Raw genomic sequence first — 26,083 nt, 5'->3', positions numbered from 1 at the left:
ACCAATCGTCAATCTTTCGTTAAGGAGGTGATCCAGCCGCAGGTTCCCCTACGGCTACCTTGTTACGACTTCACCCCAGTCATCGGCCACACCGTGGTAACCGCCCTCTTTGCAGTTAGGCTAGCTACTTCTGGTGCAACAAACTCCCATGGTGTGACGGGCGGTGTGTACAAGGCCCGGGAACGTATTCACCGCGGCATTCTGATCCGCGATTACTAGCGATTCCGACTTCATGGAGTCGAGTTGCAGACTCCAATCCGGACTACGATCGGCTTTTTGAGATTAGCATCCTATCGCTAGGTAGCAACCCTTTGTACCGACCATTGTAGCACGTGTGTAGCCCTGGCCGTAAGGGCCATGATGACTTGACGTCGTCCCCGCCTTCCTCCAGTTTGTCACTGGCAGTATCCTTAAAGTTCCCGACATTACTCGCTGGCAAATAAGGAAAAGGGTTGCGCTCGTTGCGGGACTTAACCCAACATCTCACGACACGAGCTGACGACAGCCATGCAGCACCTGTATGTAAGTTCCCGAAGGCACCAATCCATCTCTGGAAAGTTCTTACTATGTCAAGGCCAGGTAAGGTTCTTCGCGTTGCATCGAATTAAACCACATGCTCCACCGCTTGTGCGGGCCCCCGTCAATTCATTTGAGTTTTAGTCTTGCGACCGTACTCCCCAGGCGGTCTACTTATCGCGTTAGCTGCGCCACTAAAGCCTCAAAGGCCCCAACGGCTAGTAGACATCGTTTACGGCATGGACTACCAGGGTATCTAATCCTGTTTGCTCCCCATGCTTTCGCACCTCAGCGTCAGTGTTAGGCCAGATGGCTGCCTTCGCCATCGGTATTCCTCCAGATCTCTACGCATTTCACCGCTACACCTGGAATTCTACCATCCTCTCCCACACTCTAGCTAACCAGTATCGAATGCAATTCCCAAGTTAAGCTCGGGGATTTCACATTTGACTTAATTAGCCGCCTACGCGCGCTTTACGCCCAGTAAATCCGATTAACGCTTGCACCCTCTGTATTACCGCGGCTGCTGGCACAGAGTTAGCCGGTGCTTATTCTGCGAGTAACGTCCACTATCTCTAGGTATTAACTAAAGTAGCCTCCTCCTCGCTTAAAGTGCTTTACAACCATAAGGCCTTCTTCACACACGCGGCATGGCTGGATCAGGCTTCCGCCCATTGTCCAATATTCCCCACTGCTGCCTCCCGTAGGAGTCTGGGCCGTGTCTCAGTCCCAGTGTGGCGGATCATCCTCTCAGACCCGCTACAGATCGTCGCCTTGGTAGGCCTTTACCCCACCAACTAGCTAATCCGACTTAGGCTCATCTATTAGCGCAAGGTCCGAAGATCCCCTGCTTTCTCCCGTAGGACGTATGCGGTATTAGCATTCCTTTCGAAATGTTGTCCCCCACTAATAGGCAGATTCCTAAGCATTACTCACCCGTCCGCCGCTAAGATCAGTAGCAAGCTACCTCTCTCCGCTCGACTTGCATGTGTTAAGCCTGCCGCCAGCGTTCAATCTGAGCCATGATCAAACTCTTCAGTTAAAAATCATTTTGCACCTTATTAAAGACAAGGTGCCAATTCTGGCTCATCAATTTTCTGACTTAAATTTCGCTCAAATAAACTTCGAGTAATTTAAACCAATCAATCAATGATAATATTTCGATTAATCAATCAGTAAAAATCCACACAAGTTGTTCTTCAATTCTCTTAATGATCTTCTTCCTGGTTCGTCACCAGCAAGCTAGGTCGGCTATATTACTCTTAATCTCTTAAAAGTCAACAGGTAATTTCGATATTTTTAAAACTTAATCTCAAAACCAACTTCTCATTAAATTCATCACTTAAAGTAACCAACTTAATTCCAAGTAACTGTTTTTCAACAAGTTCTTATCTGCATCACCGCCGATGGATGTGCATTATAGAGGATTAAGAGCCCTTTGCAAGGGGTATTTCAGCCTTTTTCAATTGAGTGCCGTTTTTTTCTACTATTTTACCAAAAAAGTGATATATATGCCTTTTTTTTAGGCATTTCAGTCAATATTAGATGAGATATTAAACTTTTTTTACTTTATCAACTTCATGTAGAATAGATTATTCGTGCAATAGTTTGGCATTAACTCACCATGTGGCAGTTCGCTAAGAAAGTATTTGTTTGCATACTTGTAGTGTTTGCTACGAGTGGGCCTTGTTATGCCAATTCAAAACATAACTTCTATGTGCTTACTTTATCTATTCTAAGCTACAGTAAGTGGGAGAATGTAAATACTCCTACTCTTTGTGTTATTGATAATCCCTCTATTACATCTACCTTTCAATCTTATATCCAGCAAATGTCTTATAATTATCGTGTTCAAACTGTAAACGCGAAAGATTTTGCACGGTCACATTGTCAGGCTGTTTATTTTTCTACTACTTCTCCACAGCAACAACAAAGCCTTATTCAGAATTATCCTTATCGTTCTTTACTTTCTTTAAGCATCAATAATTCAGACTGTGAAATAGGAAGTATCTTTTGTTTATATAATCAAAATAATTACACTACCTTTAAAGTTAACTTAGATGCTTTAAGTCACTCCAAAGTTCATATTGATCCGAGAGTATTGCTCTTGGCTAAGAATGCGGAGTAAGGATTATGATATCTAAGTTGTATCAGTCCACTTCATTGCATGCTTTATTTAGAAAGTCTCAATTTACGATTTTTGCAATTACTTTCTTTATTTGTTCTTTTACCTTTGTATCGATTTCTGTTTTTACAATGGAAACCTATGCCAAGCAAAATTTACAATTGCTTAGCCATACTCTGCTAGAACGTATTCAGCCAGCAGTTGTATTTAATGACAAAATTACGATAGAGCAAATTTTGAATGAATATACGAATGATCACTCAATCCGTACTATTCATATTTATGATTCAGAACATCACCTCATTGCGCAAAGTTTTAAATTATCAAGTCAGACTTCAATTTTAGAGGGCTGGTTTGATCATTGGTTTTTAAATGAACCTGTTCATCTTACAATTTATCATCACGAACAAAATGTAGGTGAATTAACCCTTTTTGGTAGTTCAGAAAAAATCTTGCAGTTCCTAAAAATGATTATGGTAGGGCTCGCAATTGCGATGTTGTTTATTGTTTGCGCTTTGTGGTGGTCAGTAAATCTAACTTATCGCCAAATTATGCAAGCTATTTATCCACTTACCAATATTGCTCAAATTGTAAGTGAGCAAAAAGCTTATAATCTTCGGTTCCCTTATAATCGAATTAAAGAATTTCAAGATTTAAATACTGTTTTTAATGAGTTACTTGAAGAAATTCAGATATGGGACAATCAATTACAAAAAGAAAATCGTAAATTGTCATTTCAGGCTCATCACGATCAGCTCACCTTATTACCTAATAGACATTATTTTTATCAAATTCTTTTAGATATGTTTGAAGATAAGGGGTTTGATAACAAATCTGCTTTATTATTTATAGATAACAATAACTTCAAAGCGATTAATGACCAGTTTGGGCATTTGGCTGGAGATGAAGTTTTAAAAGAAATGGCAAATCGCTTGCAAACGCGTTTACGTCATCAAGATTTTATCGCGCGTTTAGGTGGCGACGAATTTGCTGTTATTTTGCATTCCATTAGTCATGCTGATCATTTAATATCTATTGCTGAAAATTTACTCGAAAGCTGTAAAGAACCTTTGCATCTGAATGGTCAAACCATTTACTTCAGTTTTAGTGTAGGTATTGCTTTATCACAATTTGCATCTAGCCCCGAAGATTTCATTATGCAAGCAGATCAGGCAATGTATAAGGCTAAAAATTCGGATGAACGCTGGTTTATCTATAAACCTGAAAATTAAATTTAGGCTAATCTATGAATACAAGATCTTTAAAACTCTCCTTTATTGCATTGCTATGCATTACTCTTGCAGGGTGCCTGAGTTTTGGTCCATTAAAATATCGTCAGGTAAAATTGCTCAAAAAAGAAGGTTTCGTTCTTACCGATGAAGGATGGACTTTAGGTTTGCCAGAACGTTTGTTATTTGACTTCAATAATGCAGAGTTAAAACAAAGTCATGAAGCTGAGTTAGTACGTCTAGCAAATCAATTGAATAAATATGATCTAAATAAATTGAAAATTGTGGGTCATACTGATGATGTTGGCGATGCTGCTTATAATCAAAAGCTGTCTGAAGAGCGTGCACAAAGTGTAGCAAACCTTTTCTTAGCTCGCGGGTTTAAGAAAGAAAATATCTACGTGATTGGTCGTGGTTCAACACAACCTTATGTTCCAAATACAACCAATGAAAATCGTGCGATTAACCGACGTGTTGCCATTGTCGTTATTCCATAAGCAAGTTTAATTCATAAAAAAGCCAATCCTCTGTGATTGGCTTTTTTATTTTAAACTAACTCAATAATATCAATGGTTGGCGGCACTCTAAAACGTAAAGGAATTCCGACCATTCCTGTGCCAACGGTAACGAAGACATCTGCATGTTCGTGAGAGTAAAATCCACGTTTGTGACCTAAAATTGATACTTTTTTCATAATATAGTTAGTCAGCCATGGGAGCTCCACCTGCCCTCCATGTGTATGTCCTGATAACATTAATGGACGATTCGGTAATTTAGGTACCATATCGACTGTATCTGGATTATGAGACAAAATTAACCAAGGTTTGTCTTGAGGTAAATCTGGCATAGAACGCATATCTGTTTTTCCAGCCCAAAGATCACCAATACCAATCAGACGGAATTCTTCAAAATCAACGATCTTTCCTTCAATATCAACAACTTCATTATAAAATAAAGCATCTTTTAATAATTGTTGAATCGGTGGGCCAGGATATTGCTCATCATGATTTCCAGGAACTGAGTAAACAGGCGCCTGAATTTCTTTTAAAACACTTAACTCTTCAATTAGTCTATCTTCTGGTTCATATGTCCAGTCACCAGCCACAACCACTAAATCCGGTTGCTGTTCATTTAATTTTCTAACTATAGTTTTGAGTTGACGTTCATGCCCTGAAAATAAACCAATATGTAAATCTGCAATTAGGGCTACTTTGACTGGCTTATTAAAACTACGATCTGGATTTAAGCGATATTGATGAGTATCGACACGGACTAGATGAGGCTCAATAAATCGGGCATAAATTAAAACACCACTTAAGAAAAAGATAAAAATACCTTGGTGAATTGAGTAGTAACCAATCCAAGCAGCATATAAATTAAAAAACCAGAGAGGAATAAGTAGATAAGAGAGATAAAATGCGAGTAAATGCACAAAAGCTTTAAATGGATGAATTGTCTCGGTCCGAGATTGATGAATCCAAGCCTCAGAAATTCCCCATAGAGCAAGTATTGAAAAAATAAAGTAAAAACAAAAAATAATTGAATTTGGATTCCACATTACGACTCTCGACTTATCTTCTATTGATTGCTAGTAATCAAATTCAATATTTATCTTTCAATATGCACGAATTATACTCTAGCTCACGTTATCGTATGTACTGATTATGGCACAATCCTCTCATTCCAAACAGCTTCAAACGAATCAACAAGCTAGAAGCTTTTTGATAAAAGCCTCTATAGTCCTATGTTCTAGTTTTGCTGTGGGTTTGACAGGATGTAGTACTCTGCCAAAACATGGTATTGAACCATTGGAATATGCAAATGATATCGACACATCAGAGACTTCACTTGCTCAAATTATTACTCCCTTACGTCAGCAAAATCCAAAGCTAACGGGTTATCACGTCTTAAATGATCCATTGGAGGCTCTAGCAGCCCGTCTAAGATTAATTGATAAAGCTGAAAAGACTTTAGATTTACAATATTACATTTGGGATAATGACAAAGTTGGTGCTTTAGCTTTACATGCAATTATTCGAGCAGCGGATCGCGGAGTAAAAGTCCGACTTCTTATTGATGACAATAATGCAAAAAAAATGGAAGGGATTTTACTCGCTCTTTCTCAGCATAAAAATATTGAAGTTAAGCTTTTTAACCCCTACCGTTTCCGCAAATATCGTGCGATGGATATGGTGCTTGATTTAAAGCGTATCAATCGTCGCATGCACAATAAAAGTTTTATTGCCGACAATGAGGTTGCTCTTATTGGCGGACGTAACATGACCAATCAATATTATAATGTAAGCGATAGCTATCAATTTTCTGATGTCGATGTGATGTTGGTCGGTGCTGCGGTTGATGACATTGTGAATTCTTTTGATGACTACTGGAATCATGAGTATGCATATTCAGTTCAAAGTATTGTAAGTCCTGAGCAGCACCGCTTACGCTATGAAGGATTAAAAGAGCAACTCGAAGCTCACTACCAACAAGCAACTGTCCAAAACTTTCTAAATTTAACTGCAAAATCACATGCATTTGATAAATGGTTAAATCACAATATTCAATTCGACTGGGTTAAAGCAGAAGTCGTAAAAGACTCACCTGATAAAATTAAATCAAAGGCAAAAAAAGAAGAGCACTTAAATTTCCAGTTAATTAACCATCTGGAAAAACCAGAAAGTAACGTAGATCTAATTTCAGCTTATTTTATTCCTGAAAAACAAGGCGCTAAAATTTTAAGCACGCTTGCTAAAGAAGGTGTGGAAGTACGTGTTCTAACTAACTCGTTTAAAGCGAATGACGTTGCCGTTGTACATGCATTTTATGGGAAATACCGTAAAGAACTGCTTAAAAACGGCGTACAACTTTATGAATTTTTACCTACGCCAGATAAAAGAGATTTAAATAAAAATACAGATGAGCTTGCCACTAAAGCAAAAGTAAACATGAAAGGATTAAGCCGCTCAAGCTTACATACTAAACTGATGGCATTAGATGAACAGGTTTTTATTGGCTCATTTAATTTTGATCCACGCTCAGCTTATTTAAATACTGAAATTGGCGTAATTTTAGATAGTCCATCGCTGGCTAAGACAATTCACCATACGATGGACGAAAATTTAAATAAATATGCTTATAAGCTAAAGCTTGACTCTAATAATCATATTTATTGGCAGCAAGAAACTCCCAATGGTCCTTTAATTTATAAACAAGAACCCGAAATGAAATGGTGGCAAAAAGCAGGCATGAAATTTCTTTCATGGCTGCCACTTGAAGGCTTTATGTAATTAATTTTTTGGCTTAAGTACTTTCTGATGTAGTTGAGCCAAACCTTCTACCATTTTTTCTTGAACTTCACGCGTTAAACTCTTCACATCATGCCCTTCCACTGAAATTGGAGGCAAAGTTAATAGATGAGCAGTTACTTTCGGCATTTCAAGTACGCGTTGAATATGTTCAGCAAATGACATGTCGCCAATGAATGGCGCAACTGTATCTAATTGTCCATGACGGTTTACATAACAAATTAAACATACCTGTACTGGACGTTGAGCCTCAATAGCAGCACCGAGCAAACGACCATGTACTTTCTTAACAGAATGTCCATCTGTAGTGGTCGCTTCAGGAAAAAACAGCACAGGAATATTTTGTTTTAAAAATTCAGTAATTTGCTCACGAATTTTAACGGAATCACCAGACCCACGCTTAATAAATAAAGTGCCGCCACCTTTAGCTAGATTGCCTAAAATAGGCCAATTTTCAATTTCAGCTTTGGCAAGAAAGAAAACACGAGCTCCTGAACCTAAAACAGCAACATCGAGCCAAGAAATATGATTACTTACCCATAAAGCAGGTTCTCTAGGAATTGTTCCGTGTACTTCTACATCTAAGTTAAAAACCTGACATAAACGGCGGCAAAAATATTGAACATAGCGTGTATTGACCGGATTATTAGGATCTTTATAAAGGCCGTGTCGATAAACTAAATAAAAACCTTCACTAATTGCAGCGGTAGCCGAAGTGACTTTTTTTCCGTACAAACCTATTTTTGATAATTTCTTTAACGTTGAATTAACTATACTTTGCGTTTGAGCCATAAAATTTCACTAACGATCAATCATTGTTATACCCATCTCAAGCATTCTATACGTTTCAGAATAAACTTGCATTGATGATAGAGAATGGGGAAAAAAATAAATTCAGACACCTCTAACAGCATTTAACTAATCTAAAGGATAAGAACAAACGCTTTCCCCTTTTGCATAAGTTTCATCTAGAATAAAGTTTTCCCATTTTCAGGATTTACAACCACGTGGAATATGTTGATCGGCATCAAGGCGGTGAACGCACAATTTTAGTGAGTGTTTCAGTACAATTATTAGATGATCTGGATGCCGAAGAGTTTGCTCTACTTGCACAGTCTGCTGGTGCAGATATCCTTGAACATATTAAGGTTCAACGAAATAAACCCAATCCTAAATTTTTTATTGGTTCAGGAAAAGTCGAAGAAATTGCAGAGCGAGTTCAGGAACTAGAAGCAAGTCTGGTGATTTTTGACCATGCTTTGTCACCCGCCCAAGAACGAAATTTAGAAAGAATATTAAAATGCCGAGTCATTGATCGTACAGGATTAATTTTAGATATTTTTGCCCTGCGTGCCCGTACGCATGAAGGTAAATTACAAGTCGAACTTGCACAGCTTAAACATTTATCTACTCGTCTTATTCGTGGTTGGTCTGCTGACTTTGAACAACAAAAAGGTGGTATTGGCTTACGTGGTCCTGGTGAAACGCAATTAGAAACAGATCGTCGTCTCATTCGTGTACGTATTGCCCAATTAAAAGATAAATTAGAAAAGGTACATCAAACCCGTATACAAGGACGTGCTGCAAGACAAAAGGCAGCTATTCCAACTGTGTCGTTAGTAGGCTATACCAATGCTGGCAAATCGACTCTATTTAATATTTTAGCGAAAAGTGATGTCTACGCAGCCGATCAACTGTTTGCAACACTCGACCCGACATTACGCCGTTTGGAATGGGATGGTATTGGTACTGTAGTGCTCGCAGATACGGTAGGTTTTGTACGAAACTTACAGCACGATTTAATTGAATCATTCAAAGCAACACTCGAAGAAACCCTAGAAGCCACGCTTTTACTACATGTCATTGATAGTAATAGTCATGACATGCTTGATCAAATTGAAGCAGTTGAAGGCGTATTAAAAGAGATTGGTGCAGATGCTCCAGTACTTCGGGTATACAACAAAATTGACTTAAGTGGTGAAGAAGCCAAAATTGTTTATGCAGAACCACACGTACCAGATCGAGTTTATGTTTCTGCTCACGCTGGCCTTGGTCTAGAGCTACTTCAAAAAGCAGTACAAGAATGTTTAATGGGGCAAATTCAAAAGTTTTCTCTGATTCTTAAACCTGCTTATGGCAAATTTCGCACACAGCTTTATGCCTTAAATGTAATTGAGTCTGAACACTACGATGATGCAGGCTTATTACATATTGATGTACGTATTGCACCACATAAGCTTGAAAAGCTTATTCGCCAAGCAAAACTACCCTTAGAAGAAATCTTGGGAGAACGCGCTAATCAATTTAAGCGACCATTGGAAGAGTTTGAAATCAAGGGCGAGATCAGTTAAAACTCGATAAGTAAACTTTTAGAGATAAAAAATATGGATAAGATCAAAAGTATAGACTGGACAGCATGGGTAGCAACTTTACTACTCATTATTGGTTTTCGTGAAGGCTCTGTCATCGTCATGCGTGCTTTTGGTCATCCAGAATTAGGTAATCTGGTCGGGTTAATCAGCTTACTCACTGTTTTGATTATCTGGAGAAAATTCAAAAAAATCCCTCTTCGAATAGTTGATACGAATAATAAAATCATGAAAGAAAGTGGTTTTGCTTTTTTACCTGTTTGTGCTGGCTCCTTAATTATGTTGGTGCATATGGGTAAAGAAATTCCACTATTCCTTTTTGTTTTAGTGGTCAGCACCCTTATACCTTTGTGGGTCTATGCAAAAATAGCAAAACGTTGGTTATAAGGAGAATAAAATGTTTACGATTTTCTACGGTTTTTTGATCACACTTATTGGTTATCTATGTGCAAAACCTTTAAATCGACGCTTTCCGCAAGTTCCACTTTTAGTTTTCGGCATGTTCATTGTCATTGCATTACTTTCAGTTTTACAAGTTCCTTATGAACAGTATCGCCTTTATGTGAATGACTTATTTGGTCATCTATTAGGTTATGTCACAGTAGCCTTAGCTATTCCTTTAGCTGCAATGCGTTACGATGATCTTCCAATTAAATCAGTCATTGGGATTTTACTTTTTGCAAGTATTAGCGCCGTTGCTTTGCCTATGGGTCTAGCTTACTTGTTACATATGTCGGAACCTACCATTCTTGCATTTGCAACCCGCGCGGTGACTACCCCTATCGCCTTAAATATCGCAACGTTATTGCATGCTCCTGAAACGCTGGTAACGCTTATTGTTATTTTATCTGGCGTTATTGGAGCAGCTTTTTCACCATTTTTACTTAAACATATTCATGATGAAAGAGCATCTGGATTAGCCTTAGGTTTAGCTGCGCATGCCATAGGAACAGCTCAAGCATGGCAACGCGGACCTGTTGCAGGTCGCTACGCTGCATTTGGTATGGCTTTAAACGGCGTATTCACTGCAATTTGGCTGCCTACATTAATGTTGTCACTTGGCACACCATAATTAAGAAGCCTATTAAATAAACATTGAACGGTATATCAATTCGAAATAAGATGACCTTTCAATGTTAAAAGGATTTTTAATCATGGGGAAAATTTTTATTGGAGCTCTGCTCTTACTGGGGATCAACACTGCTACATTTGCAGCAGACATTACAGGTCTTTGGCAAACAATTGATGATAAAACTGGTGCTCCCAAAGCACAGGTAGAAATACGAAAAGAAGCAAATGGGACATATGCCGGAAAGATTATCAAAGTTACACCACGCCCAGGTTATACCCCTAAAGAGATTTGTGATAACTGCCCTTCGCCGTATACCAATAAACCAATTATAGGATTGGATATTGCAACTGGCTTAAAACAAACAGATGATCTTAATTATACAGGTGGGAAAATTTTAGATCCTAATACTGGTAAAGTTTACGGGCTTAAAGCAAAACTCAGTGCAACTGGTAAACGTCTTCATATGCGTGGATATCTTGGCGTTTCAGCATTAGGCCGTAACCAAATTTGGTTACGCGTAGAATAAAAGTTAAAAATAAAAAAGCCGCTTATGCGGCTTTTTTATTACATCACTGGATTTTCAACAGCAAAGATTTCTTTGTCTTCAAGGCGATAAGCCATTAATTTTCTGCCCCAGACACAGCCGCCATCAATATTCTGAATCTGATCATTAATAGTTCTGCCCTCGAGCGCAGCCCAATGGCCAAAAATAATTTGATGAGTTTTTGCCGCTTTGCTCGGAAATTCAAACCAAGGTAAATAACCCTCTGGCATTGGCGCATCTAGAGCATCTTTAAAACTGAACTCTAAAGCCCCTTCTGCGTTGGTTAAACGCATGCGGGTCAAATAATTAGTAATACAACGTAAACGAGCTGAACCCGTTAAGTCGTCTTCCCACAAATCTGGTTTTGAACCATACATTTCTGCCAAAAAAGCGTCCAATACAGATAAGTCTTGATGAGAGAGTACTGCCTCAACCTCTTTTGCAAGCGTTGCAGTCTTTTGTGCATCCCAAATACAAGGTATACCTGCATGAGTAAGAATTGTGTGCTCATTCGGGAATAAACATAGAGGTTGTTTACGCAACCAATCGATTAACTCATCGCCATCAATTGCATCAATAACATCCTGCGTGCGATCTTTTTCTTTAATCTCTTTTAAACCACGCGCACCAGCAACTAAAGTCAGGTCATGATTACCAAGTACAGTTGCAGCAGCTCCCCGATCAGCAAGTTTTTTAACAAAACGTAAAGCACCTACTGAATTTTCGCCACGAGCAACCAAATCACCCGCAAACCATAAAAAATCTTGGTCTGGATCAAAACGTATTTCTTTAAGTAAGGCTTTCAGAGCTTCAAAACACCCTTGTACATCACCAATCACATAATTAAAACGTTTAGTCATTTATGCCACCATTTGATCGGCTAAGGCAACAAATTGAGCAAGTGTTAACGTTTCTGGACGAGCCATTGGATTAACGCCTGCTTTTTCAAAACCATCGTCAGCAATCATACCTTTTAGACTATTTCTTAGGGTTTTACGGCGTTGGGTAAATACATGAGCAACCAAACGAGCTAAAGCTTTTTCATCTTTTGCAACAATTGGTTTTTGTTCATATGGAACAAGGCGGAAAACAGCACTCGTTACTTTAGGTGGCGGGTTAAATGCACCAGCTGGCACCTCAAATAAAAACGTAGGTTGGCAATAATACTGAATCATTACCGACAAGCGCCCATATTCTTTCGTGTTTGGTTCGGCTGTAATACGTTCAACCACCTCTTTTTGCAGCATAAAGTGCATATCTTTAACTTTACTGCCAAATTCCAAGAGATGGAAAAGTAATGGAGTTGAAATGTTATAAGGTAAATTACCAACTACACGTAATGGTCGACCATCTTTTACCAGTTCATTAAAATCATATTTTAATGCATCAGCTTCAATAATAGTTAAACGCTCAGGATGTGGAACGCGTTCTGGTAAGCCTGCCGCTAAATCACGATCTAGCTCAACCACTGTTAATGCATCACACTCTCCAATTAAAGGAGAAGTTAAAGCAGCCAAACCAGGTCCAATTTCAACAACATTTTCACCCGCACGCGGATTCACAGAGCGCACGATTTTGGCAATGACTCGCTGATCATGTAAGAAGTTTTGACCAAAACGTTTACGAGCTTTATGCCCTTCATCTTTCGGGTTTAGGGCATTAATTTGATACATATAACATTTCCAACATGAAAAATTTAGCTCGCTGCCAAAGATAACGCTAAATCGACAGCGACATTTAAACTTGAGCTTTTTGCCAAACCAGTCCCAGCCAACGACAATGCAGTGCCATGATCGACCGAGGTTCGGATGAATGGCAAACCCAATGTAATATTGATGGCCTCACCAAACCCTTGTGATTTTAACACAGGTAAACCTTGATCATGGTACATAGCGAGTACAGCATCAGCATTTTTAAGATGCTCAGGGGTAAATAAGGTATCCGCAGGCAAGCTTAGGCTCATTTTAATTCCTTGCGCTCGATAAGTTTCGAGTACCGGATTAATGGTATCAATCTCTTCACGGCCCAAATAGCCATCTTCCCCCGCATGAGGATTTAAGCCACACACCAATATGCGCGGATCAACAATCTTAAATTTAGTTTTTAAATCATGTATTAAAATATCAATGACTTGATGTAAACGCTCTTTGGTAATTGCATCGGCAACATCTCTTAAAGGCAAATGCGTAGTCGCTAAAGCAACACGCAGAGTCTTGGTTGCAAGCATCATGACAACGCGCTTTACCCCTGCAAACTCTTGATAGTATTCAGTGTGACCACTAAACAAAATGCCTGCATCATTAATGACCGATTTTTGCACTGGTGCCGTAGCTACCCCAACACTTTTACCAAACATGGCATAATCAGCTGAGCGGCGTAATTGTTCTAATACATAAGCTGCATTAGCTGAATTTAATTGGCCATCAATAACCGCCGTTTCTAGAGGTACATGCTCTATATAAAGCTCACCTGAAGACGATGATTCAGCTTGTCCCGTATATTCTATAAATTGAATATTTATACCGAGTTTCTGGGCACGTTGTTCTAATAAATTTTGGTCACCCAAAACAACAACAGGACGTTCATCAACTCGCTGAGCCAAGCTCAAGCAAATATCTGGACCAATACCAGCCGGCTCACCGGAAGTGACATATAAAGGCAGCACAATCATCCCAGACACATAACTAAAATTTGTTTGATTTTAACATATCCCGCATTCATCGGTTTATGGATTAAATTATGTGGCTTAAACTGGATTTTTCTTGTGACTTTGAACAAACTCGTTTAGAATGCTCGCTCCTTTTGTTTGGACAGATTCCATAGTCCAAACCAACTATAATAGGTAGTGGTTTAATGAAAACTCTCAGCGCTAAGCCAGCTGAAGTTCAACATGACTGGTATGTTGTTGATGCTTCTGGCAAAACTTTAGGTCGCCTTGCGACTGAAATCGCTCGTCGTTTACGCGGTAAGCACAAAACTTCTTATACTCCTCACGTTGACACTGGCGATTACATCGTTGTGATTAATGCTGAACAAGTTCAAGTGACTGGTAAAAAAGCGCTTGATAAGAAATATTATCGCCATACTGGTTTCCCTGGTGGTATCCGTGAGACTAACTTCGAGAAGTTAATTGCTCACAAGCCTGAAGCTGTTCTTGAAAAAGCAGTTAAAGGCATGTTACCAAAAGGTCCTCTTGGTTATGCAATGATCAAAAAAATGAAAGTGTACGCTGGTACTGAGCATCCGCATGCTGCTCAACAGCCACAAGTTTTGGACATCTAAGGGATACAGCACATGGCTACTAATTATGGTACAGGTCGCCGTAAGACCGCAACTGCACGTGTTTTCTTGTCTGCTGGTACAGGCAAACTCGTTATTAACAACCGTACTTTAGAGCAATATTTCGGTCGTGAAACTGCTCGTATGGTTGTTCGTCAACCTTTAGAACTTTTAGAAGTTACTGAAAAGTTTGACCTTTACATCACTGTTAAAGGTGGTGGTATCGGTGGTCAAGCTGGCGCGATCCGTCACGGTATTACTCGTGCGCTTATCGCTGCTGACGAAACTTTAAAACCTGTTCTTCGTCAAGCTGGTTTCGTTACTCGTGATGCTCGTGAAGTTGAACGTAAGAAACTTGGTTTACGTAAAGCTCGTAAGCGTCCTCAATTCTCTAAACGTTAATTCGTTTGCCGAGTTGGACAAAAAGCCTTGGATTTTTCCAAGGCTTTTTTATTATGAAAATCGAACAATAAAATGCAAACTTATAAATATAAACAAACTATCTCTTTAGAACCGTGATTTCCTAGAGCATTTTTAGTATCCTAATCGATTCACTCAACCACGTCGTCTTGTGATATGTCGGTCGAAAACACCTCTATTCAGGGGATTACCCTTTACAGTCATGCTGATGATTTCCGTTCTCACTGGATTCGTTTTCTATTAGCAGAAAAGCAAATCAAATATCAATTGATCATAACTGACCATGAAGACGAAGATTTGGCAAGTTTGAATCCTTATAACCAATTGCCGATGTTGGTCGAGCAAAATCTTAAATTATTTTCAGCGCCTATTATTGCTGAGTATTTAGATGATCGTTATCGCCAAAGTAAGCTTTACGCAGATGCTCCAATGATGCGTGCAGAGCAGCGTCAATATATATGGAGACTTGAAAACGACTGGTTTAAGTTAGCAGATCACATGTTAAAACATGCTGATTCTTTAAATATCGAACAAAAGCAAAAAGCTCAAAAAGAATTACGTGAAACTTTAATTTCACTTACTCCCCTATTTCAGCATTTTCCCTATTTTATGTCTGAAAATTTCACAATTCTGGACTGTATGCTTGCACCTATCTTCTTAAGATTAAATAGCATGGGAATCGATTTACCGAAACAGCATTGCCGACCGATACTTTTGTATTGTAAACGTATCTTTGAGAGACCTTCTTTTGCTAAATCAATGACGGCTCAAGAGAAAAACCGTTACAATGAACTATTAAATATGGAATAGTGTGATATGTCTGAGCAAACTATTGATTTAACCCCTACACGTCCTTATCTTGCTCGTGCAATCTATGAATGGATTTGTGATAACCAGCTTACTCCTTATCTATTAGTGGATGCGACACAGCCACATACTGATGTTCCACAGCAATTTGTTAAAGATGGCCAAATCGTTTTAAATATCGTGCCTCATGCTGTTCATCAACTTATTATTGGAAATGAAGCCATTACTTTTTCTGCTCGTTTCGGGGGAGCATCAAAAGACATTTATGTACCTATTCAAGCTGTTTTAGGTATTTATGCACGTGAGAATGGACAAGGTTTATTTTTTGATCCTGAAGAATATGCCAATGTAGCGCCTGTAGAAAATACAGTAGAGTCTGAAGTACAAGAAACAATTGAAACAACATCAACTAAGAAAAAACCAACGTTAAGAATTTTAGATTAAATTTAGAGGAAGAAAGCATGGCATTTGATTTAGTCCAATACTTTGCTGAGCAGATAAAAATTCAAAAGCCTCAGCTTTTAAATCAATATCCAGTTAATGAAAAAAATAAACTGATTGATGAGGTGAATATTCTTACGCTTGGAAAACTGATTAGTTTGTGGCGCCAAGATGACAATAAGATTTATCAAGAAATCAAAACTTCAGATCCACTTTATATTCAAGAAGTTGCTCGTCATTTAACAACGTCTAAGCATAATCAGTCAGCTTTAAAAAATTCAGAGCTAGAACAGAGTATTTCTGAAATTTTAACTTTGCAATTAGCAGAGCTTAACCAACTCGATGAAACAGGTGGTTTTGGGCATAATGGCTTAAAAGAATTAATTTTAGGCCAAATAGAACATTTATCAGGTCAGGCAGAAGATTGGGTTTGGTCAACAAACCATCTAAATGAGTTAATTGGTTCTAAACCTGTGGAACAAGAAGAGCTATCATTGGATACAACAATGAAGGAGTTCAACCAAATGGTTCACCAAGCCCAACCTCATCATGATGACTTACATATTGAAGAACAAGCTACTGAGAGTTCTGTACCTACATGGTCAAAGATTATTGCCCCTGTCGTTGCTTTAGCAATTTTGGGCTATCTCTATTGTATTTACACACAACTCGTTTAGTTTAATCATTGTTATAAAAAGGGGAATTTTTTTATTCCCCTTCTTTGATTAAAATTAAAATAATTTATTAATCAATATTGTATTAATATTCTATTACAATTACTTTAACTAAATTTTAAAATATATAATGTAAACCTCATCGCAGTCTTAAAAGTATAATGTATAAATAATCTTATAATGTTTTTCCAATCTGACATTTTATGTCACTTCTTTCCCAAAAATAAAACCTCTCAATTCACTTGGTTAATTGACTTCAAATTGTTCAGAAATATAATGAATTTTAACTACTTTTAGGAAAAAGTAGTAAATATAACTTTAGAATCCTGAGAGATAAAAACATGGCTAAACTTTCTTTAGATAGCTTAACTGAAATTGATGGTTTTATTGCTTCTGCACTTGTTGATTCAGAAAGTGGATTATCACTTGCAACACAAGGTGGTGGGGAAATTGATTTAGAATTGGCGGCTGCTGGAAATACAGAAGTAGTTCGTGCAAAGCGAAATATCGCCAATGCTTTGAAATTAAATGACAATATTGAAGACATTTTAATTACATTGGGTAAGGCTTACCACTTAATTCGACCTCTAGAAAGTAATAATAATTTATTCCTTTACTTAGTGCTTGATCGTGCTAAATCGAACTTGGCTATGGCTCGTCATGAGTTAAAGTCATTTGAAAAAGAGCTAGACTTTAGCTAATTAATCTAAGATATGCTTTTTATATTTATTATAAAAAGCATATTAAAACTATTATATTACTCAATAAAACTTAATGTGATACTATGGATAGGAATTACATAAATATTGCTACTACTGGTTTAAGCTTAAAAGTTTTAGATGAATTAAAAACTTTAATCAGAAAGTTAATATCTAATGAGTATAGTATTAATTGGGTTAATATTTCTAACAGTCATATTGATCTATTATTAATTAATGAAAACTTTTTTGATTCAGATAATATTCAAAACATCCTTCAAAAGAAAAGATGTCCTTATTTAAAAATTACTAAAACTCCCTCACAAAATGGATATCAACTTGATGAACATACCCTGCATCTGCCACTAGAAAAAGTAGAATCTCTATTAGACTGGCTACAAATAAACCTAATATCTTATTTAAATCAAAAGAAGACTGTCGTAGTTTCAGATTTATCAAATGAGCCCATGCTCATTGATGATAAATTTATAAGGAATTTGCACAGCCCAAAACATGCCAAACTATACCTTTTTGATGATAAAGGCACTCTCGCCATTATTGATAACAGGACTCAGATGGCTTGGTTGGAACCATCACGCCAACAAACTCAAACCAATCAAAGCTTTGATTTCACTTTTGCTAAAACCTCTGACTTCACGAAAGTGTCTCGTAAAAAAAACTACTATTTGCAGGACTGGCTATGGAATTTGATTTGGCATTCAAAAAACTTTGGAAATCTAGCTACAGAAGATAAATATTTTAAAATTGACCACTGGCCACAACCCTACCAAAAAGAATATAGAAAAGTGAGCCTACAACTCTCTGCTTGTTTTATACAGGGAGCAAAAATTACTGATGTGGCTAACCAGCTGAACTTGTCAATTGATGATGTCTTGCGCTTCGTTACCGCTTGTTTAATGGCAAATAATGGAAAATTTATTTCTGCGAATAAATGTGCTTACACACCAAATTCTTATTTAGAAAACTCAAATACAGACAATCATTTTTTTAAAAATTTTATAGGGAAGATTAGACGGCGTTTTGGTCTTTAAGGGAAGTTATGATTATACAGCAATATAAAATTGTCTTTGCAGGTAGTATGGGGGCAGGTAAAACAGAAGCGATTAAATCGCTATCTGAAATTCCAATTCTTGAAACAGAAGCATTCAACACTGATGTACAAAGCCACCAGAAAACCCAGACCACTGTAGGCATTGACTATGGTGAAATTACTTTAGATGATGGAATCAAAATCGGACTCTATGGCACCCCAGGACAAAGCCGTTTTGATTTTATATGGTCGGTCATTTGTGAAGGTGCAATTGGCATTATTTTATTATTAGATCACAATAGTCCTAATCCGATTGACGAGCTAGAAAGCTACTTAGAAACTTTTAAAAATTATAACGATAATATTGCGATTGGTATTACGCATGTTGACGAAAATAAAGAATCGTCACTTCAACAATATCGTCATTGGATAAAAGAAAACGAACTGTCATATCCATTGTTTTTTATTGATGCACGCGAGCAAGAACAAATTTTAATGATGGTTGAATCATTAATTGCATCACTTGAAATCAAAGTAGGCTTAACATCTCAAGGGAATGATCATGCTTAGTATTCCAACTCAGAAACGCACCGCACCGACACAATTGCTACAGCTAGCAAAAACTGAAGCTCATAATATTTTGATGAATACGCGTGGTGTAGATTTTGTCATGATTTGCTCTTCTGATGGTTTTGAATTAGCAACAGTAAGTCATAAAAACTACCATAACACCACCAAGTTAGCAGCAGTGAGTAGCTCAATTTTGGCAATGGTCACTGCATTTTTAAAAGAGATTCAGCTCACTGGCTGTAATAACATTACTTTAGATGCAGATAATGGTAAGGCTATTCTGACGGCTATTCCAGCAATTCATCACCCGATGGTCATGGTCACGCTGAGTAATAAAGAGGTCCTTTTAGGTCAACTCTTGTATAGCCTAAAAAAAGCAAGTCAGTTGATCGCAGAGGCAGATGGAGAATAACTCAAAACTACTGATCGAAAATAAATACCGCTCAAATAGAGCGGTTTTTTAATTAAATTTGAATACTAAATAACATTTGTCGTTTTTTTACTTGTTGCCCCTGTTGTCCTAACACGTCATCAACTACACCATCCACATCAGATTTAATCTGTTGCTGAATTTTCATGGCTTCAAGTACTAATAAAGTTTGACCTTTCACGACTTGATCGCCTTTATTAACCAAAATATTTACCACAGCGCCATCCATCGGCGCACGAATATTGCCATCACCAGCCACATCAGCTATTTCAGGAGCAGCATAAGTCACATTTCGTATCGCAAGATTGCCATTCTCTCGATCTAAGTAAAGCTGATCACCATCTAATACATATTGCACACGGCAACGTACACCATCAATTAAATAAACTAATTGCTCTGGCGTTCTCTCAAGCACTTCAATATAAACTGTTTGATCGCAGAGCTGTACCGTAAACGTGTTATTTACCGATGAAAGCTGTAATTGAATTTGCTGATCATCATATTTAAATTTTAATGGTAATGGCACTCCAAGCCCAGTTTGCCACACCGTAGTACTTTTACTTTGACTAAATAATGCCGCTGCAATCGCTAAAGTTTCTAAAGACAGAACCTGCTTATGTAGACTACTGTCGTTTTGAAAATGCTGTTGAATGAACGCTGTATTGGTATCCCCTGTAACAACAACTGGATGGCGCAGTAAATTGACCAAGAACTGCTTATTACTGTTTACACCTAGCAAAATACAATCATCTACGGCACGAGCAAGTAAGCGAATTGCATCCTCACGGGTTTTACCGTATGCGATCACTTTCGCCACCATAGGGTCATAAAAAGGGCTAACTTCATCAGTTGCCAACATACCATGATCTATTCGTACATTTGGCAATGTTGCTGGCTGCCAACGTAAGACTTGGCCTGTTTGTGGTAAGAAATCTTGACGTGGGTCTTCTGCATACAAACGCACTTCGATCGCATGTCCATGTAAGATCAATTCTTGTTGCTTTAACGGTAACTGCTCACCATTCGCGACACGTAACTGCCATTCAACTAAATCTAATCCAGTAATAAGCTCAGTGACTGGGTGCTCTACCTGTAAACGGGTATTCATTTCTAAAAAATAAAATGCACCCGATGCATCTAGCAAAAACTCAACTGTACCAGCCCCGACATAAGCACATGCTTTAGCCGCTGCTACAGCAGCCTCACCCATTTTCTGACGCAATTCAGGCGTCATGACAGGACATGGTGCTTCTTCAACAACCTTTTGGTGACGGCGTTGAATCGAACAATCACGCTCAAATAAATACACATAATTGCCGTGAGTATCACCAAAAACCTGAATTTCGACATGACGTGGCGCAATGACTGCTTTTTCTAAAATGAGCTCGCCAGAACCAAATGCATTTTCAGCTTCGGAACGTGCGGTTTGCAATGCCTCAACCAATTCGGATGCTTGCTGTACCAAACGCATACCACGACCACCACCACCCGCAGAAGCTTTGACCATAATTGGAAAGCCAACCTGTTCTGCTTGAGCTGCTAAATATTCAAGGTCTTGTCGGTCTCCTTCATAACCAGGTACACAAGGGACACCTGCTTCAATCATGGCAATTTTTGAAAGGCGTTTACTGCCCATTAACTCAATTGCAGAAGCAGTAGGCCCAATAAAGGTAATCTGGTTATCTATACATGCCTGAGCAAAATCAGTATTTTCAGACAAAAAACCATAACCCGGATGCACAGCGTCCGCCCCAGTTTTTTTACATGCATCTATTATTTTGGCAATTGAAAGATAAGAGTCAGATACTTTTGAAGCACCAATATAAACAGCTTCATCCGCCTCTTGCACATGGCGAGCGTTACGGTCAGCATCAGAATAAACTGCGACAGTTTGATAACCCATTGCCTTAGCAGTTTGCATGACTCGAACTGCAATTTCACCACGATTGGCAACCAGTACTTTTGAAAATTTCATTATTTTTATCCTTATCTCTTATGGCTCATCAGCCCAGTTTGGCAACCGTTTCTGGATAAAAGCCATCGTTCCCTCTTGTCCTTCAGCCCCACCAACCGCTTGGGCAAACTGCTGTGCAGCATCATCTAGTAAATCACTCAAAGGCTCATTGAGTGTTCGATGTAACAGTGCTTTAGTCACACGCGAAGCTTGAGGAGCTGCTCGTTTAATGTGTTGAATGGTTTCCTCTAGAGCTTGCTCTAATTCGATTTCATTATGTGCAATTTGATGAACCACTCCGGTACTAAGTGCTGTATGGCCCTCAAAACGCATGCCGAGTAAAGCAAGTCGGCGCGCCTGAGTCAGGCCAATACGTTTCACCACAAAAGGAGCAATTTGTGCAGGAATCACACCAAGCCCTGTTTCAGGTAAACCAAACTGGGCATTGTCACGACTAATCGCAACATCGGAAACACAGGCCAAACCAAAACCACCACCTAAAACAGCACCTTCTAAAATCACTACAACCGTTTGCGGAGCAGCTTCAACTTGCTCAAGCATGGCACCAAAACGGCGGTTAAAATCAGTATAAGGTTGCAGGCTACCAACGTTAGTTGCTTCAACGCGTAAAGCAGCCATATCTTTAATATCACCACCTGCACAAAAGGTTCCGCCTTCCCCACGGATAATTACCGCACGAATTGAAAGGTCATCGCGAATAGCATTAAAGACTTGTTGAATGGCATTGACCATCTTCAAGTTCATGGCATTACGGCTCTCTGGTCGATTTAACCAGAGATATAGAATACTGCCGTCTTGTTCTAATTGAATGCTGTCATCAAGATCTAGGGCTTGTAGAGATATCGAAAGTGTCATGGTGTATTCCTTATTTTTATTTCTGCTTTTTAGGCAGAATGTCCATTAACTTACAGATAATCCCCAACATAATCTCATCTGCACCACCGCCAATAGAGCCTAAACGGCCATCACGATACAGCTGTGATGCAGGGTTATCCCACATAAAGCCGTTGCCACCCCAGTATTGCAGACAACTATCGGCAACTTCACGAGTTAAACGTCCAGCTTTAAGTTTTGCCATAGATGCCAGCTTGGTCACATCTTCACCAGCAATATGCTGTTCACACGCTTGATAGGTTAAGGCTTTAAGCGCTTCCACTTCGGTCATGAGTTCGGCAAAACGAAAATGGATATATTGGTTATTAATGAGGGGTTGACCAAAAGTGGTCCGCTCTTTTGTATAGTCGATGGTCTTTTGGATTAAATTTTCCAACCCGCCAATCGCATTGGCACAAGCCCATAGGCGCTCTTCCTGAAATTGCATCATTTGCATCATGAAGCCCATGCCTTCGACACCCACTAAGTTACGCTGTGGTACACGTACATTGTCTAAATAAACCTGCGCTGTGGTCGTTGAACGCATCCCTAATTTATTAAGTGGCTCTGAAAAACTAATCCCTTTGTTTTTTGCTGGCACAATAATCATCGACTTATTAACGTGAGGTTTATCGTCAGATGTGTTCGCCAATAGGCAGAAGAAATCAGCCTGCAGTGAGTTGGTAATCCACATTTTGCTGCCGTTAATGACATAGTCATCGCCATCTTTTTTAGCAGTCGTTTTAATAGCAGCAACATCCGAACCGGCATGCACTTCCGATACTGCAATTGAGGCAACATATTCCCCAGCAATCGCTGGTGTTAAAAACTCATCGCGTAATTCTTTACTACCAAAACGCGCCAAAGCAGGTGTTGCCATGTCCGTTTGTACACCAATTGCTAAAGGTACCCCGCCACAAGCTGCATAGCCAATTTCTTCTGCAACCACAAGGTTATAAGAATAATCTAACGCTAAACCGCCATTTTCCTCAGGCTTACAAATCCCCAATAAACCAAGATCACCCATCTTTTTAAATACATCGTGGATTGGAAATTTCCCCGCAGCTTCCCATTCTGGAATATGTGGATTCAGCTCATTTTGAACAAATTGGCGAGCTGTACGGCGTAATGCTTCATGTTCGGCAGTAAATTTCATTGTGTTATTCCTATTAATTTTTTTAATTGCGGTAAAGGTTGATTAAAAACGGGACACACCAAAACGAGTTGAATTTAGCTCTCGTTGCTGTGCTTCATAAATGGTTTGTAAAAGGAAAATTAATAATTTTCGGGTATCTCGCGGATCGATAATTCCATCATCATGCAACATGGCAGTATTAAAAAGTGCGGTAGATTGCTGCTCTAATTTCATGGCCGTACTTTGCTCAAGAAAATCGAGCATTTGCGGATTCGGTTCCTGACCGGAAGCTTTTTGCTTTCCTTCAGCCACAATGCGTAGCACTTTTCCAGCTTGTGCAGCACCCATTACAGCAACATGCGAATTTGGCCATGCAAAAATAAAGTCTGGCGATAAACTCCGACCACACATCGCATAGTTACCTGCACCATATGACCCTGCCACAACAATTGAAATTTTAGGTACAGAACAATTGGCAACAGCTTGAATCAGTTTCGAACCATGTTTGATGATGCCATTTTGTTCGGCATCGGTTCCCACCATAAAACCAGTAGTGTTATGTAAGAACAATAACGGACGTTTGGTCTGTTCACACAGATGAATAAACTGAGCTGCTTTCGCTGCCCCTTGAGGTGTAATCGGGCCATTATTGGTAATAATACCGATATGTAGTCCGCCAATTTTTGACCAGCCACATACCGTTAAATCATCATATTCCTGCTTAAATTCTAGAAAATCTGAATCATCAATAATGCGCGCAACCACTTCTTTCATGTTAAATGGTTGTTTAGGGTCATTTGGAATCACACCCAACAGTTCATCAGCATCGTAACGAGGTTCTTTATAAATCGTTTCAACTGGTTTGATTTGCTCTTTCCAGTTCAGATGTTCAAAAATTTCCCGTGCAAGTCGAATACCATCAGCATCATTTTCAGCTAAGTATTCTGCTGTTCCAGCAACCTGTGCGTGCATTTCTGCCCCACCCAACTCTTCAGCTGTTGCTACCTCACCAGTCGCAGCTAATAGTAAAGGTGGCCCTGCAAGAAGCATTTCGGTTTGCTTACGTACAGCAATGACATAATCCGAAAGTCCTGGTTGATAAGCCCCTCCTGCCGTTGCATTGCCATGAATAACTGCAAGTTGTGGAATACCTGCCGCAGACAACCGTGCCTGATTGGCAAAGGTCATACCACCATAGGTAAATACTTCAGCCGCATAATTTAAGTTAGCGCCGCCACTTTCGGTCAGCGTAATCAGCGGGAGTTTTTGTTCTAAGGCAATTTTTTGTAGGCGCAAGGTTTTCTGCACACCCATCGGTGACATGGTTCCACCTTTGATCGCACTATTACTTGCAGAGACTAGACAACGCACACCACTGACAAAACCAATGCCAGCAATTACACCACCACCAGCTTCTGAACCATCTTTATCATCATGCATGTTGTAGCCAACCAAGCCACACAGCTCAACAAAAGGTGAATCAGCATCTAGCAGCAATCGCACACGCTCATGCGGCAAAATCTTGCCTTTTTTATCGAACTTAGGTTTAGCCGCATACGATTTATCAATACTTTTTTGCTGAATTGCACGGACTTCACTCAGTTGAGTAAGTAGTGCCTCTTTATTTTTTTGATACTGTTCACTACCAACAGCAATTTCGGATTGGAGAATAGTCACTGTTATTCCTCCTCAGCCTCAGTTTTTTTCTGAAAAATTTCAGGAATAAATGCACGATGGAAACCATTATAAGACTGACTATTTGTCGCCTCAGCTAGTGGATACATGCGTGTTCCTTGCGACGCAGCGCCATCAATACGCAGAGTTACACCGGACACAAAAGCTGCAGCATCGGACAGTAAATAACAAATCGCCGACGATACTTCTGACTCAGTTCCCATACGTTTTAGCGGTACATTGCCAGCAAGACTTGGAATAATTACTTTGGCAAAATCACCGCTATAATTATCCATACCAGATGACACAATCCACCCCGGTGCAACCGCATTTACACGAACGCCAGATTTGCCCCACTCAACCGATGCTGTTTTTGTTAAGTTATCGACCCCTGAACGCGCAGCTCCAGAATGCCCCATTCCTGGCATGCCGCCCCACATATCAGCAGTCATATTGACAATACTGCCGCCATGTTTTGCCATCCATTGGTTATAAGCTTCACGCATTAAATAGAAAGTTGCGTGCAAATTATTGCGCACTACTGCATCAAAACCATTTGCAGAGATATTCTCTAAAGCTGACGGGAACTGGCCACCCGCATTATTTACAAGACCATCGAGCTTGCCGAATTTCTCAATCACTTCGGCAATCATATTTTTCACTTGTTCTTCTTCACGGTTATCACAAACAATGAAATGAACCCGCCCACCATCTTCTATAATTTCTTGGCTTACTTTCTCTAATTTTTCAATTTTTCGTCCTGTAATCACCACTTGAGCGCCAAGGGCTGCAAGCTCATGTGCTGTACAACGGCCAATTCCTGAGCCGCCACCTGTCACAATAATGACTTTATTAGCGAAAGCATCTGGTCTAAAAATTGATTGATAACTCAT

27 protein-coding genes and 1 rRNA gene are annotated in these 26,083 nt (G+C 39.1%); 17 read left to right on the top strand and 11 right to left on the bottom strand.

The genetic code is table 11. The annotated features are described in order from the left end of the window. Window positions 1-20: 20 nt before the first annotated feature. Window positions 21-1,558, bottom strand: a 16S ribosomal RNA gene (locus AOLE_RS02635). 582 nt (window positions 1,559-2,140) lie between these two features. Between AOLE_RS02635 and AOLE_RS02630 the strand changes: the two genes are divergently transcribed. Genes AOLE_RS02630 through AOLE_RS02620 form a run of 3 tightly spaced genes read left to right on the top strand, consistent with a single transcriptional unit; the run spans window position 2,141 to window position 4,367 of the window. Continuing rightward, the gene (locus AOLE_RS02630) at window positions 2,141-2,644 is read left to right on the top strand and encodes a YfiR family protein (RefSeq protein WP_003656067.1); all 504 of its coding nucleotides are present in this window, start codon (window positions 2,141-2,143) and stop codon (window positions 2,642-2,644) included. Window positions 2,645-2,649: 5 nt separating this feature from the next. Beyond that, complete coding sequence (locus tag AOLE_RS02625; RefSeq protein ID WP_005043367.1) at window positions 2,650-3,873, top strand: diguanylate cyclase domain-containing protein; 1,224 nt, start codon at window positions 2,650-2,652, stop codon at window positions 3,871-3,873. 14 nt (window positions 3,874-3,887) lie between these two features. Beyond that, window positions 3,888-4,367 (top strand): OmpA family protein, encoded by a 480-nt coding sequence (locus AOLE_RS02620; RefSeq protein WP_004796325.1) that lies wholly within the window; start codon window positions 3,888-3,890, stop codon window positions 4,365-4,367. A gap of 50 nt (window positions 4,368-4,417) precedes the next feature. On the opposite strand, the gene AOLE_RS02615 is transcribed toward AOLE_RS02620, so the two are convergent. Further along, window positions 4,418-5,428: a metallophosphoesterase gene (locus tag AOLE_RS02615; RefSeq protein WP_004796324.1), complete on the bottom strand. Its 1,011-nt coding sequence runs from the start codon at window positions 5,426-5,428 to the stop codon at window positions 4,418-4,420. A 106-nt stretch (window positions 5,429-5,534) separates the two neighbouring features. Between AOLE_RS02615 and AOLE_RS02610 the strand changes: the two genes are divergently transcribed. Beyond that, on the top strand, window positions 5,535-7,160 hold the full coding sequence (locus AOLE_RS02610) for a phospholipase D family protein (protein ID WP_013196821.1): 1,626 nt from the start codon (window positions 5,535-5,537) through the stop codon (window positions 7,158-7,160). Here AOLE_RS02610 and AOLE_RS02605 read toward each other — a convergent pair whose 3' ends face one another. Beyond that, complete coding sequence (locus AOLE_RS02605; RefSeq protein WP_013196820.1) at window positions 7,161-7,970, bottom strand: lysophospholipid acyltransferase family protein; 810 nt, start codon at window positions 7,968-7,970, stop codon at window positions 7,161-7,163. Window positions 7,971-8,185: 215 nt separating this feature from the next. On the opposite strand from AOLE_RS02605, the gene hflX reads away from it, so the two are divergent. From hflX to AOLE_RS02585, 4 genes are all read left to right on the top strand, one after another. After that, window positions 8,186-9,529 (top strand): ribosome rescue GTPase HflX, encoded by a 1,344-nt coding sequence (gene hflX, locus AOLE_RS02600; protein ID WP_005299917.1) that lies wholly within the window; start codon window positions 8,186-8,188, stop codon window positions 9,527-9,529. Between the two features lie 33 nt (window positions 9,530-9,562). Continuing rightward, window positions 9,563-9,934 (top strand): hypothetical protein, encoded by a 372-nt coding sequence (locus AOLE_RS02595; RefSeq protein ID WP_013196819.1) that lies wholly within the window; start codon window positions 9,563-9,565, stop codon window positions 9,932-9,934. Window positions 9,935-9,944: 10 nt separating this feature from the next. Continuing rightward, window positions 9,945-10,619 carry an LrgB family protein gene (locus AOLE_RS02590; RefSeq protein ID WP_009388694.1) on the top strand — a complete coding sequence of 225 codons (675 nt, stop codon included), beginning with the start codon at window positions 9,945-9,947 and terminating at the stop codon, window positions 10,617-10,619. Between the two features lie 82 nt (window positions 10,620-10,701). Next, window positions 10,702-11,145, top strand: a complete 444-nt coding sequence (locus tag AOLE_RS02585; protein ID WP_004796314.1) for a DUF2147 domain-containing protein — start codon at window positions 10,702-10,704, stop codon at window positions 11,143-11,145. Between the two features lie 38 nt (window positions 11,146-11,183). Here the strand turns inward: AOLE_RS02585 and AOLE_RS02580 are convergent, their stop codons facing one another. Genes AOLE_RS02580 through pdxA form a run of 3 tightly spaced genes read right to left on the bottom strand, consistent with a single transcriptional unit; the run spans window position 11,184 to window position 13,843 of the window. After that, window positions 11,184-12,023, bottom strand: a complete 840-nt coding sequence (locus tag AOLE_RS02580; protein ID WP_013196818.1) for a symmetrical bis(5'-nucleosyl)-tetraphosphatase — start codon at window positions 12,021-12,023, stop codon at window positions 11,184-11,186. Next, window positions 12,024-12,836: a 16S rRNA (adenine(1518)-N(6)/adenine(1519)-N(6))-dimethyltransferase RsmA gene (rsmA, locus tag AOLE_RS02575; protein ID WP_013196817.1), complete on the bottom strand. Its 813-nt coding sequence runs from the start codon at window positions 12,834-12,836 to the stop codon at window positions 12,024-12,026. It abuts the gene before it with no gap. A gap of 23 nt (window positions 12,837-12,859) precedes the next feature. After that, the gene (gene pdxA / locus AOLE_RS02570) at window positions 12,860-13,843 is read right to left on the bottom strand and encodes a 4-hydroxythreonine-4-phosphate dehydrogenase PdxA (protein WP_081399105.1); all 984 of its coding nucleotides are present in this window, start codon (window positions 13,841-13,843) and stop codon (window positions 12,860-12,862) included. 173 nt (window positions 13,844-14,016) lie between these two features. Between pdxA and rplM the strand changes: the two genes are divergently transcribed. The 9 genes from rplM to AOLE_RS02525 all read left to right on the top strand — a co-directional run bounded on the left by rplM (window position 14,017) and on the right by AOLE_RS02525 (window position 19,515). Then, window positions 14,017-14,445, top strand: a complete 429-nt coding sequence (gene rplM / locus AOLE_RS02565) for a 50S ribosomal protein L13 (RefSeq protein WP_003656097.1) — start codon at window positions 14,017-14,019, stop codon at window positions 14,443-14,445. 12 nt (window positions 14,446-14,457) lie between these two features. After that, on the top strand, window positions 14,458-14,844 hold the full coding sequence (gene rpsI / locus AOLE_RS02560; protein WP_002048725.1) for a 30S ribosomal protein S9: 387 nt from the start codon (window positions 14,458-14,460) through the stop codon (window positions 14,842-14,844). Window positions 14,845-15,018: 174 nt separating this feature from the next. Then, window positions 15,019-15,672 carry a glutathione S-transferase N-terminal domain-containing protein gene (locus AOLE_RS02555; protein ID WP_005299902.1) on the top strand — a complete coding sequence of 218 codons (654 nt, stop codon included), beginning with the start codon at window positions 15,019-15,021 and terminating at the stop codon, window positions 15,670-15,672. Window positions 15,673-15,678: 6 nt separating this feature from the next. After that, the gene (locus AOLE_RS02550; protein WP_005299900.1) at window positions 15,679-16,113 is read left to right on the top strand and encodes a ClpXP protease specificity-enhancing factor; all 435 of its coding nucleotides are present in this window, start codon (window positions 15,679-15,681) and stop codon (window positions 16,111-16,113) included. Window positions 16,114-16,130: 17 nt separating this feature from the next. Then, window positions 16,131-16,787: a hypothetical protein gene (locus tag AOLE_RS02545; RefSeq protein ID WP_013196815.1), complete on the top strand. Its 657-nt coding sequence runs from the start codon at window positions 16,131-16,133 to the stop codon at window positions 16,785-16,787. A gap of 338 nt (window positions 16,788-17,125) precedes the next feature. Then, on the top strand, window positions 17,126-17,485 hold the full coding sequence (locus tag AOLE_RS02540; protein ID WP_005299893.1) for a roadblock/LC7 domain-containing protein: 360 nt from the start codon (window positions 17,126-17,128) through the stop codon (window positions 17,483-17,485). A gap of 83 nt (window positions 17,486-17,568) precedes the next feature. After that, window positions 17,569-18,534, top strand: coding sequence for a hypothetical protein (locus tag AOLE_RS02535; RefSeq protein ID WP_013196814.1), 966 nt, complete (start codon window positions 17,569-17,571; stop codon window positions 18,532-18,534). Window positions 18,535-18,542: 8 nt separating this feature from the next. Further along, complete coding sequence (locus tag AOLE_RS02530) at window positions 18,543-19,103, top strand: GTP-binding protein (protein ID WP_013196813.1); 561 nt, start codon at window positions 18,543-18,545, stop codon at window positions 19,101-19,103. After that, window positions 19,096-19,515, top strand: a complete 420-nt coding sequence (locus AOLE_RS02525) for a roadblock/LC7 domain-containing protein (protein ID WP_013196812.1) — start codon at window positions 19,096-19,098, stop codon at window positions 19,513-19,515. Before AOLE_RS02530 ends, AOLE_RS02525 begins: the two co-directional genes overlap by 8 nt. A 52-nt stretch (window positions 19,516-19,567) precedes the next feature. Here the strand turns inward: AOLE_RS02525 and AOLE_RS02520 are convergent, their stop codons facing one another. Genes AOLE_RS02520 through AOLE_RS02500 form a run of 5 tightly spaced genes read right to left on the bottom strand, consistent with a single transcriptional unit; the run spans window position 19,568 to window position 26,083 of the window. Then, on the bottom strand, window positions 19,568-21,508 hold the full coding sequence (locus tag AOLE_RS02520; protein ID WP_013196811.1) for an acetyl/propionyl/methylcrotonyl-CoA carboxylase subunit alpha: 1,941 nt from the start codon (window positions 21,506-21,508) through the stop codon (window positions 19,568-19,570). Window positions 21,509-21,526: 18 nt separating this feature from the next. Beyond that, on the bottom strand, window positions 21,527-22,363 hold the full coding sequence (locus AOLE_RS02515) for an enoyl-CoA hydratase/isomerase family protein (RefSeq protein WP_013196810.1): 837 nt from the start codon (window positions 22,361-22,363) through the stop codon (window positions 21,527-21,529). A 16-nt stretch (window positions 22,364-22,379) separates the two neighbouring features. Continuing rightward, entirely contained in the window at window positions 22,380-23,537 is a 1,158-nt protein-coding gene (locus AOLE_RS02510; protein ID WP_013196809.1) for an acyl-CoA dehydrogenase family protein, read from the bottom strand. 42 nt (window positions 23,538-23,579) lie between these two features. Next, window positions 23,580-25,193, bottom strand: coding sequence for an acyl-CoA carboxylase subunit beta (locus AOLE_RS02505; protein WP_013196808.1), 1,614 nt, complete (start codon window positions 25,191-25,193; stop codon window positions 23,580-23,582). A 2-nt stretch (window positions 25,194-25,195) separates the two neighbouring features. Next, complete coding sequence (locus AOLE_RS02500) at window positions 25,196-26,083, bottom strand: SDR family oxidoreductase (RefSeq protein ID WP_023274378.1); 888 nt, start codon at window positions 26,081-26,083, stop codon at window positions 25,196-25,198.

Source organism: Acinetobacter oleivorans DR1 (assembly GCF_000196795.1).
Taxonomy (GTDB): Bacteria; Pseudomonadota; Gammaproteobacteria; order Pseudomonadales; family Moraxellaceae; genus Acinetobacter; species Acinetobacter oleivorans.
This window is presented reverse-complemented; position numbering and strand designations above follow the sequence as displayed.

Coding starts and splice junctions, on each gene's coding strand:
- AOLE_RS02630 (WP_003656067.1), top strand. CDS start 2,141: ATGTGGCAGTTCGCTAAGAAAGTATTTGTTTGCATACTTGTAGTGTTT.
- AOLE_RS02625 (WP_005043367.1), top strand. CDS start 2,650: ATGATATCTAAGTTGTATCAGTCCACTTCATTGCATGCTTTATTTAGA.
- AOLE_RS02620 (WP_004796325.1), top strand. CDS start 3,888: ATGAATACAAGATCTTTAAAACTCTCCTTTATTGCATTGCTATGCATT.
- AOLE_RS02615 (WP_004796324.1), bottom strand. CDS start 5,428: ATGTGGAATCCAAATTCAATTATTTTTTGTTTTTACTTTATTTTTTCA.
- AOLE_RS02610 (WP_013196821.1), top strand. CDS start 5,535: ATGGCACAATCCTCTCATTCCAAACAGCTTCAAACGAATCAACAAGCT.
- AOLE_RS02605 (WP_013196820.1), bottom strand. CDS start 7,970: ATGGCTCAAACGCAAAGTATAGTTAATTCAACGTTAAAGAAATTATCA.
- AOLE_RS02595 (WP_013196819.1), top strand. CDS start 9,563: ATGGATAAGATCAAAAGTATAGACTGGACAGCATGGGTAGCAACTTTA.
- AOLE_RS02590 (WP_009388694.1), top strand. CDS start 9,945: ATGTTTACGATTTTCTACGGTTTTTTGATCACACTTATTGGTTATCTA.
- AOLE_RS02585 (WP_004796314.1), top strand. CDS start 10,702: ATGGGGAAAATTTTTATTGGAGCTCTGCTCTTACTGGGGATCAACACT.
- AOLE_RS02580 (WP_013196818.1), bottom strand. CDS start 12,023: ATGACTAAACGTTTTAATTATGTGATTGGTGATGTACAAGGGTGTTTT.
- rsmA (WP_013196817.1), bottom strand. CDS start 12,836: ATGTATCAAATTAATGCCCTAAACCCGAAAGATGAAGGGCATAAAGCT.
- rplM (WP_003656097.1), top strand. CDS start 14,017: ATGAAAACTCTCAGCGCTAAGCCAGCTGAAGTTCAACATGACTGGTAT.
- rpsI (WP_002048725.1), top strand. CDS start 14,458: ATGGCTACTAATTATGGTACAGGTCGCCGTAAGACCGCAACTGCACGT.
- AOLE_RS02555 (WP_005299902.1), top strand. CDS start 15,019: ATGTCGGTCGAAAACACCTCTATTCAGGGGATTACCCTTTACAGTCAT.
- AOLE_RS02550 (WP_005299900.1), top strand. CDS start 15,679: ATGTCTGAGCAAACTATTGATTTAACCCCTACACGTCCTTATCTTGCT.
- AOLE_RS02545 (WP_013196815.1), top strand. CDS start 16,131: ATGGCATTTGATTTAGTCCAATACTTTGCTGAGCAGATAAAAATTCAA.
- AOLE_RS02540 (WP_005299893.1), top strand. CDS start 17,126: ATGGCTAAACTTTCTTTAGATAGCTTAACTGAAATTGATGGTTTTATT.
- AOLE_RS02535 (WP_013196814.1), top strand. CDS start 17,569: ATGGATAGGAATTACATAAATATTGCTACTACTGGTTTAAGCTTAAAA.
- AOLE_RS02530 (WP_013196813.1), top strand. CDS start 18,543: ATGATTATACAGCAATATAAAATTGTCTTTGCAGGTAGTATGGGGGCA.
- AOLE_RS02525 (WP_013196812.1), top strand. CDS start 19,096: ATGCTTAGTATTCCAACTCAGAAACGCACCGCACCGACACAATTGCTA.
- AOLE_RS02520 (WP_013196811.1), bottom strand. CDS start 21,508: ATGAAATTTTCAAAAGTACTGGTTGCCAATCGTGGTGAAATTGCAGTT.
- AOLE_RS02515 (WP_013196810.1), bottom strand. CDS start 22,363: ATGACACTTTCGATATCTCTACAAGCCCTAGATCTTGATGACAGCATT.
- AOLE_RS02510 (WP_013196809.1), bottom strand. CDS start 23,537: ATGAAATTTACTGCCGAACATGAAGCATTACGCCGTACAGCTCGCCAA.
- AOLE_RS02500 (WP_023274378.1), bottom strand. CDS start 26,083: ATGAGTTATCAATCAATTTTTAGACCAGATGCTTTCGCTAATAAAGTC.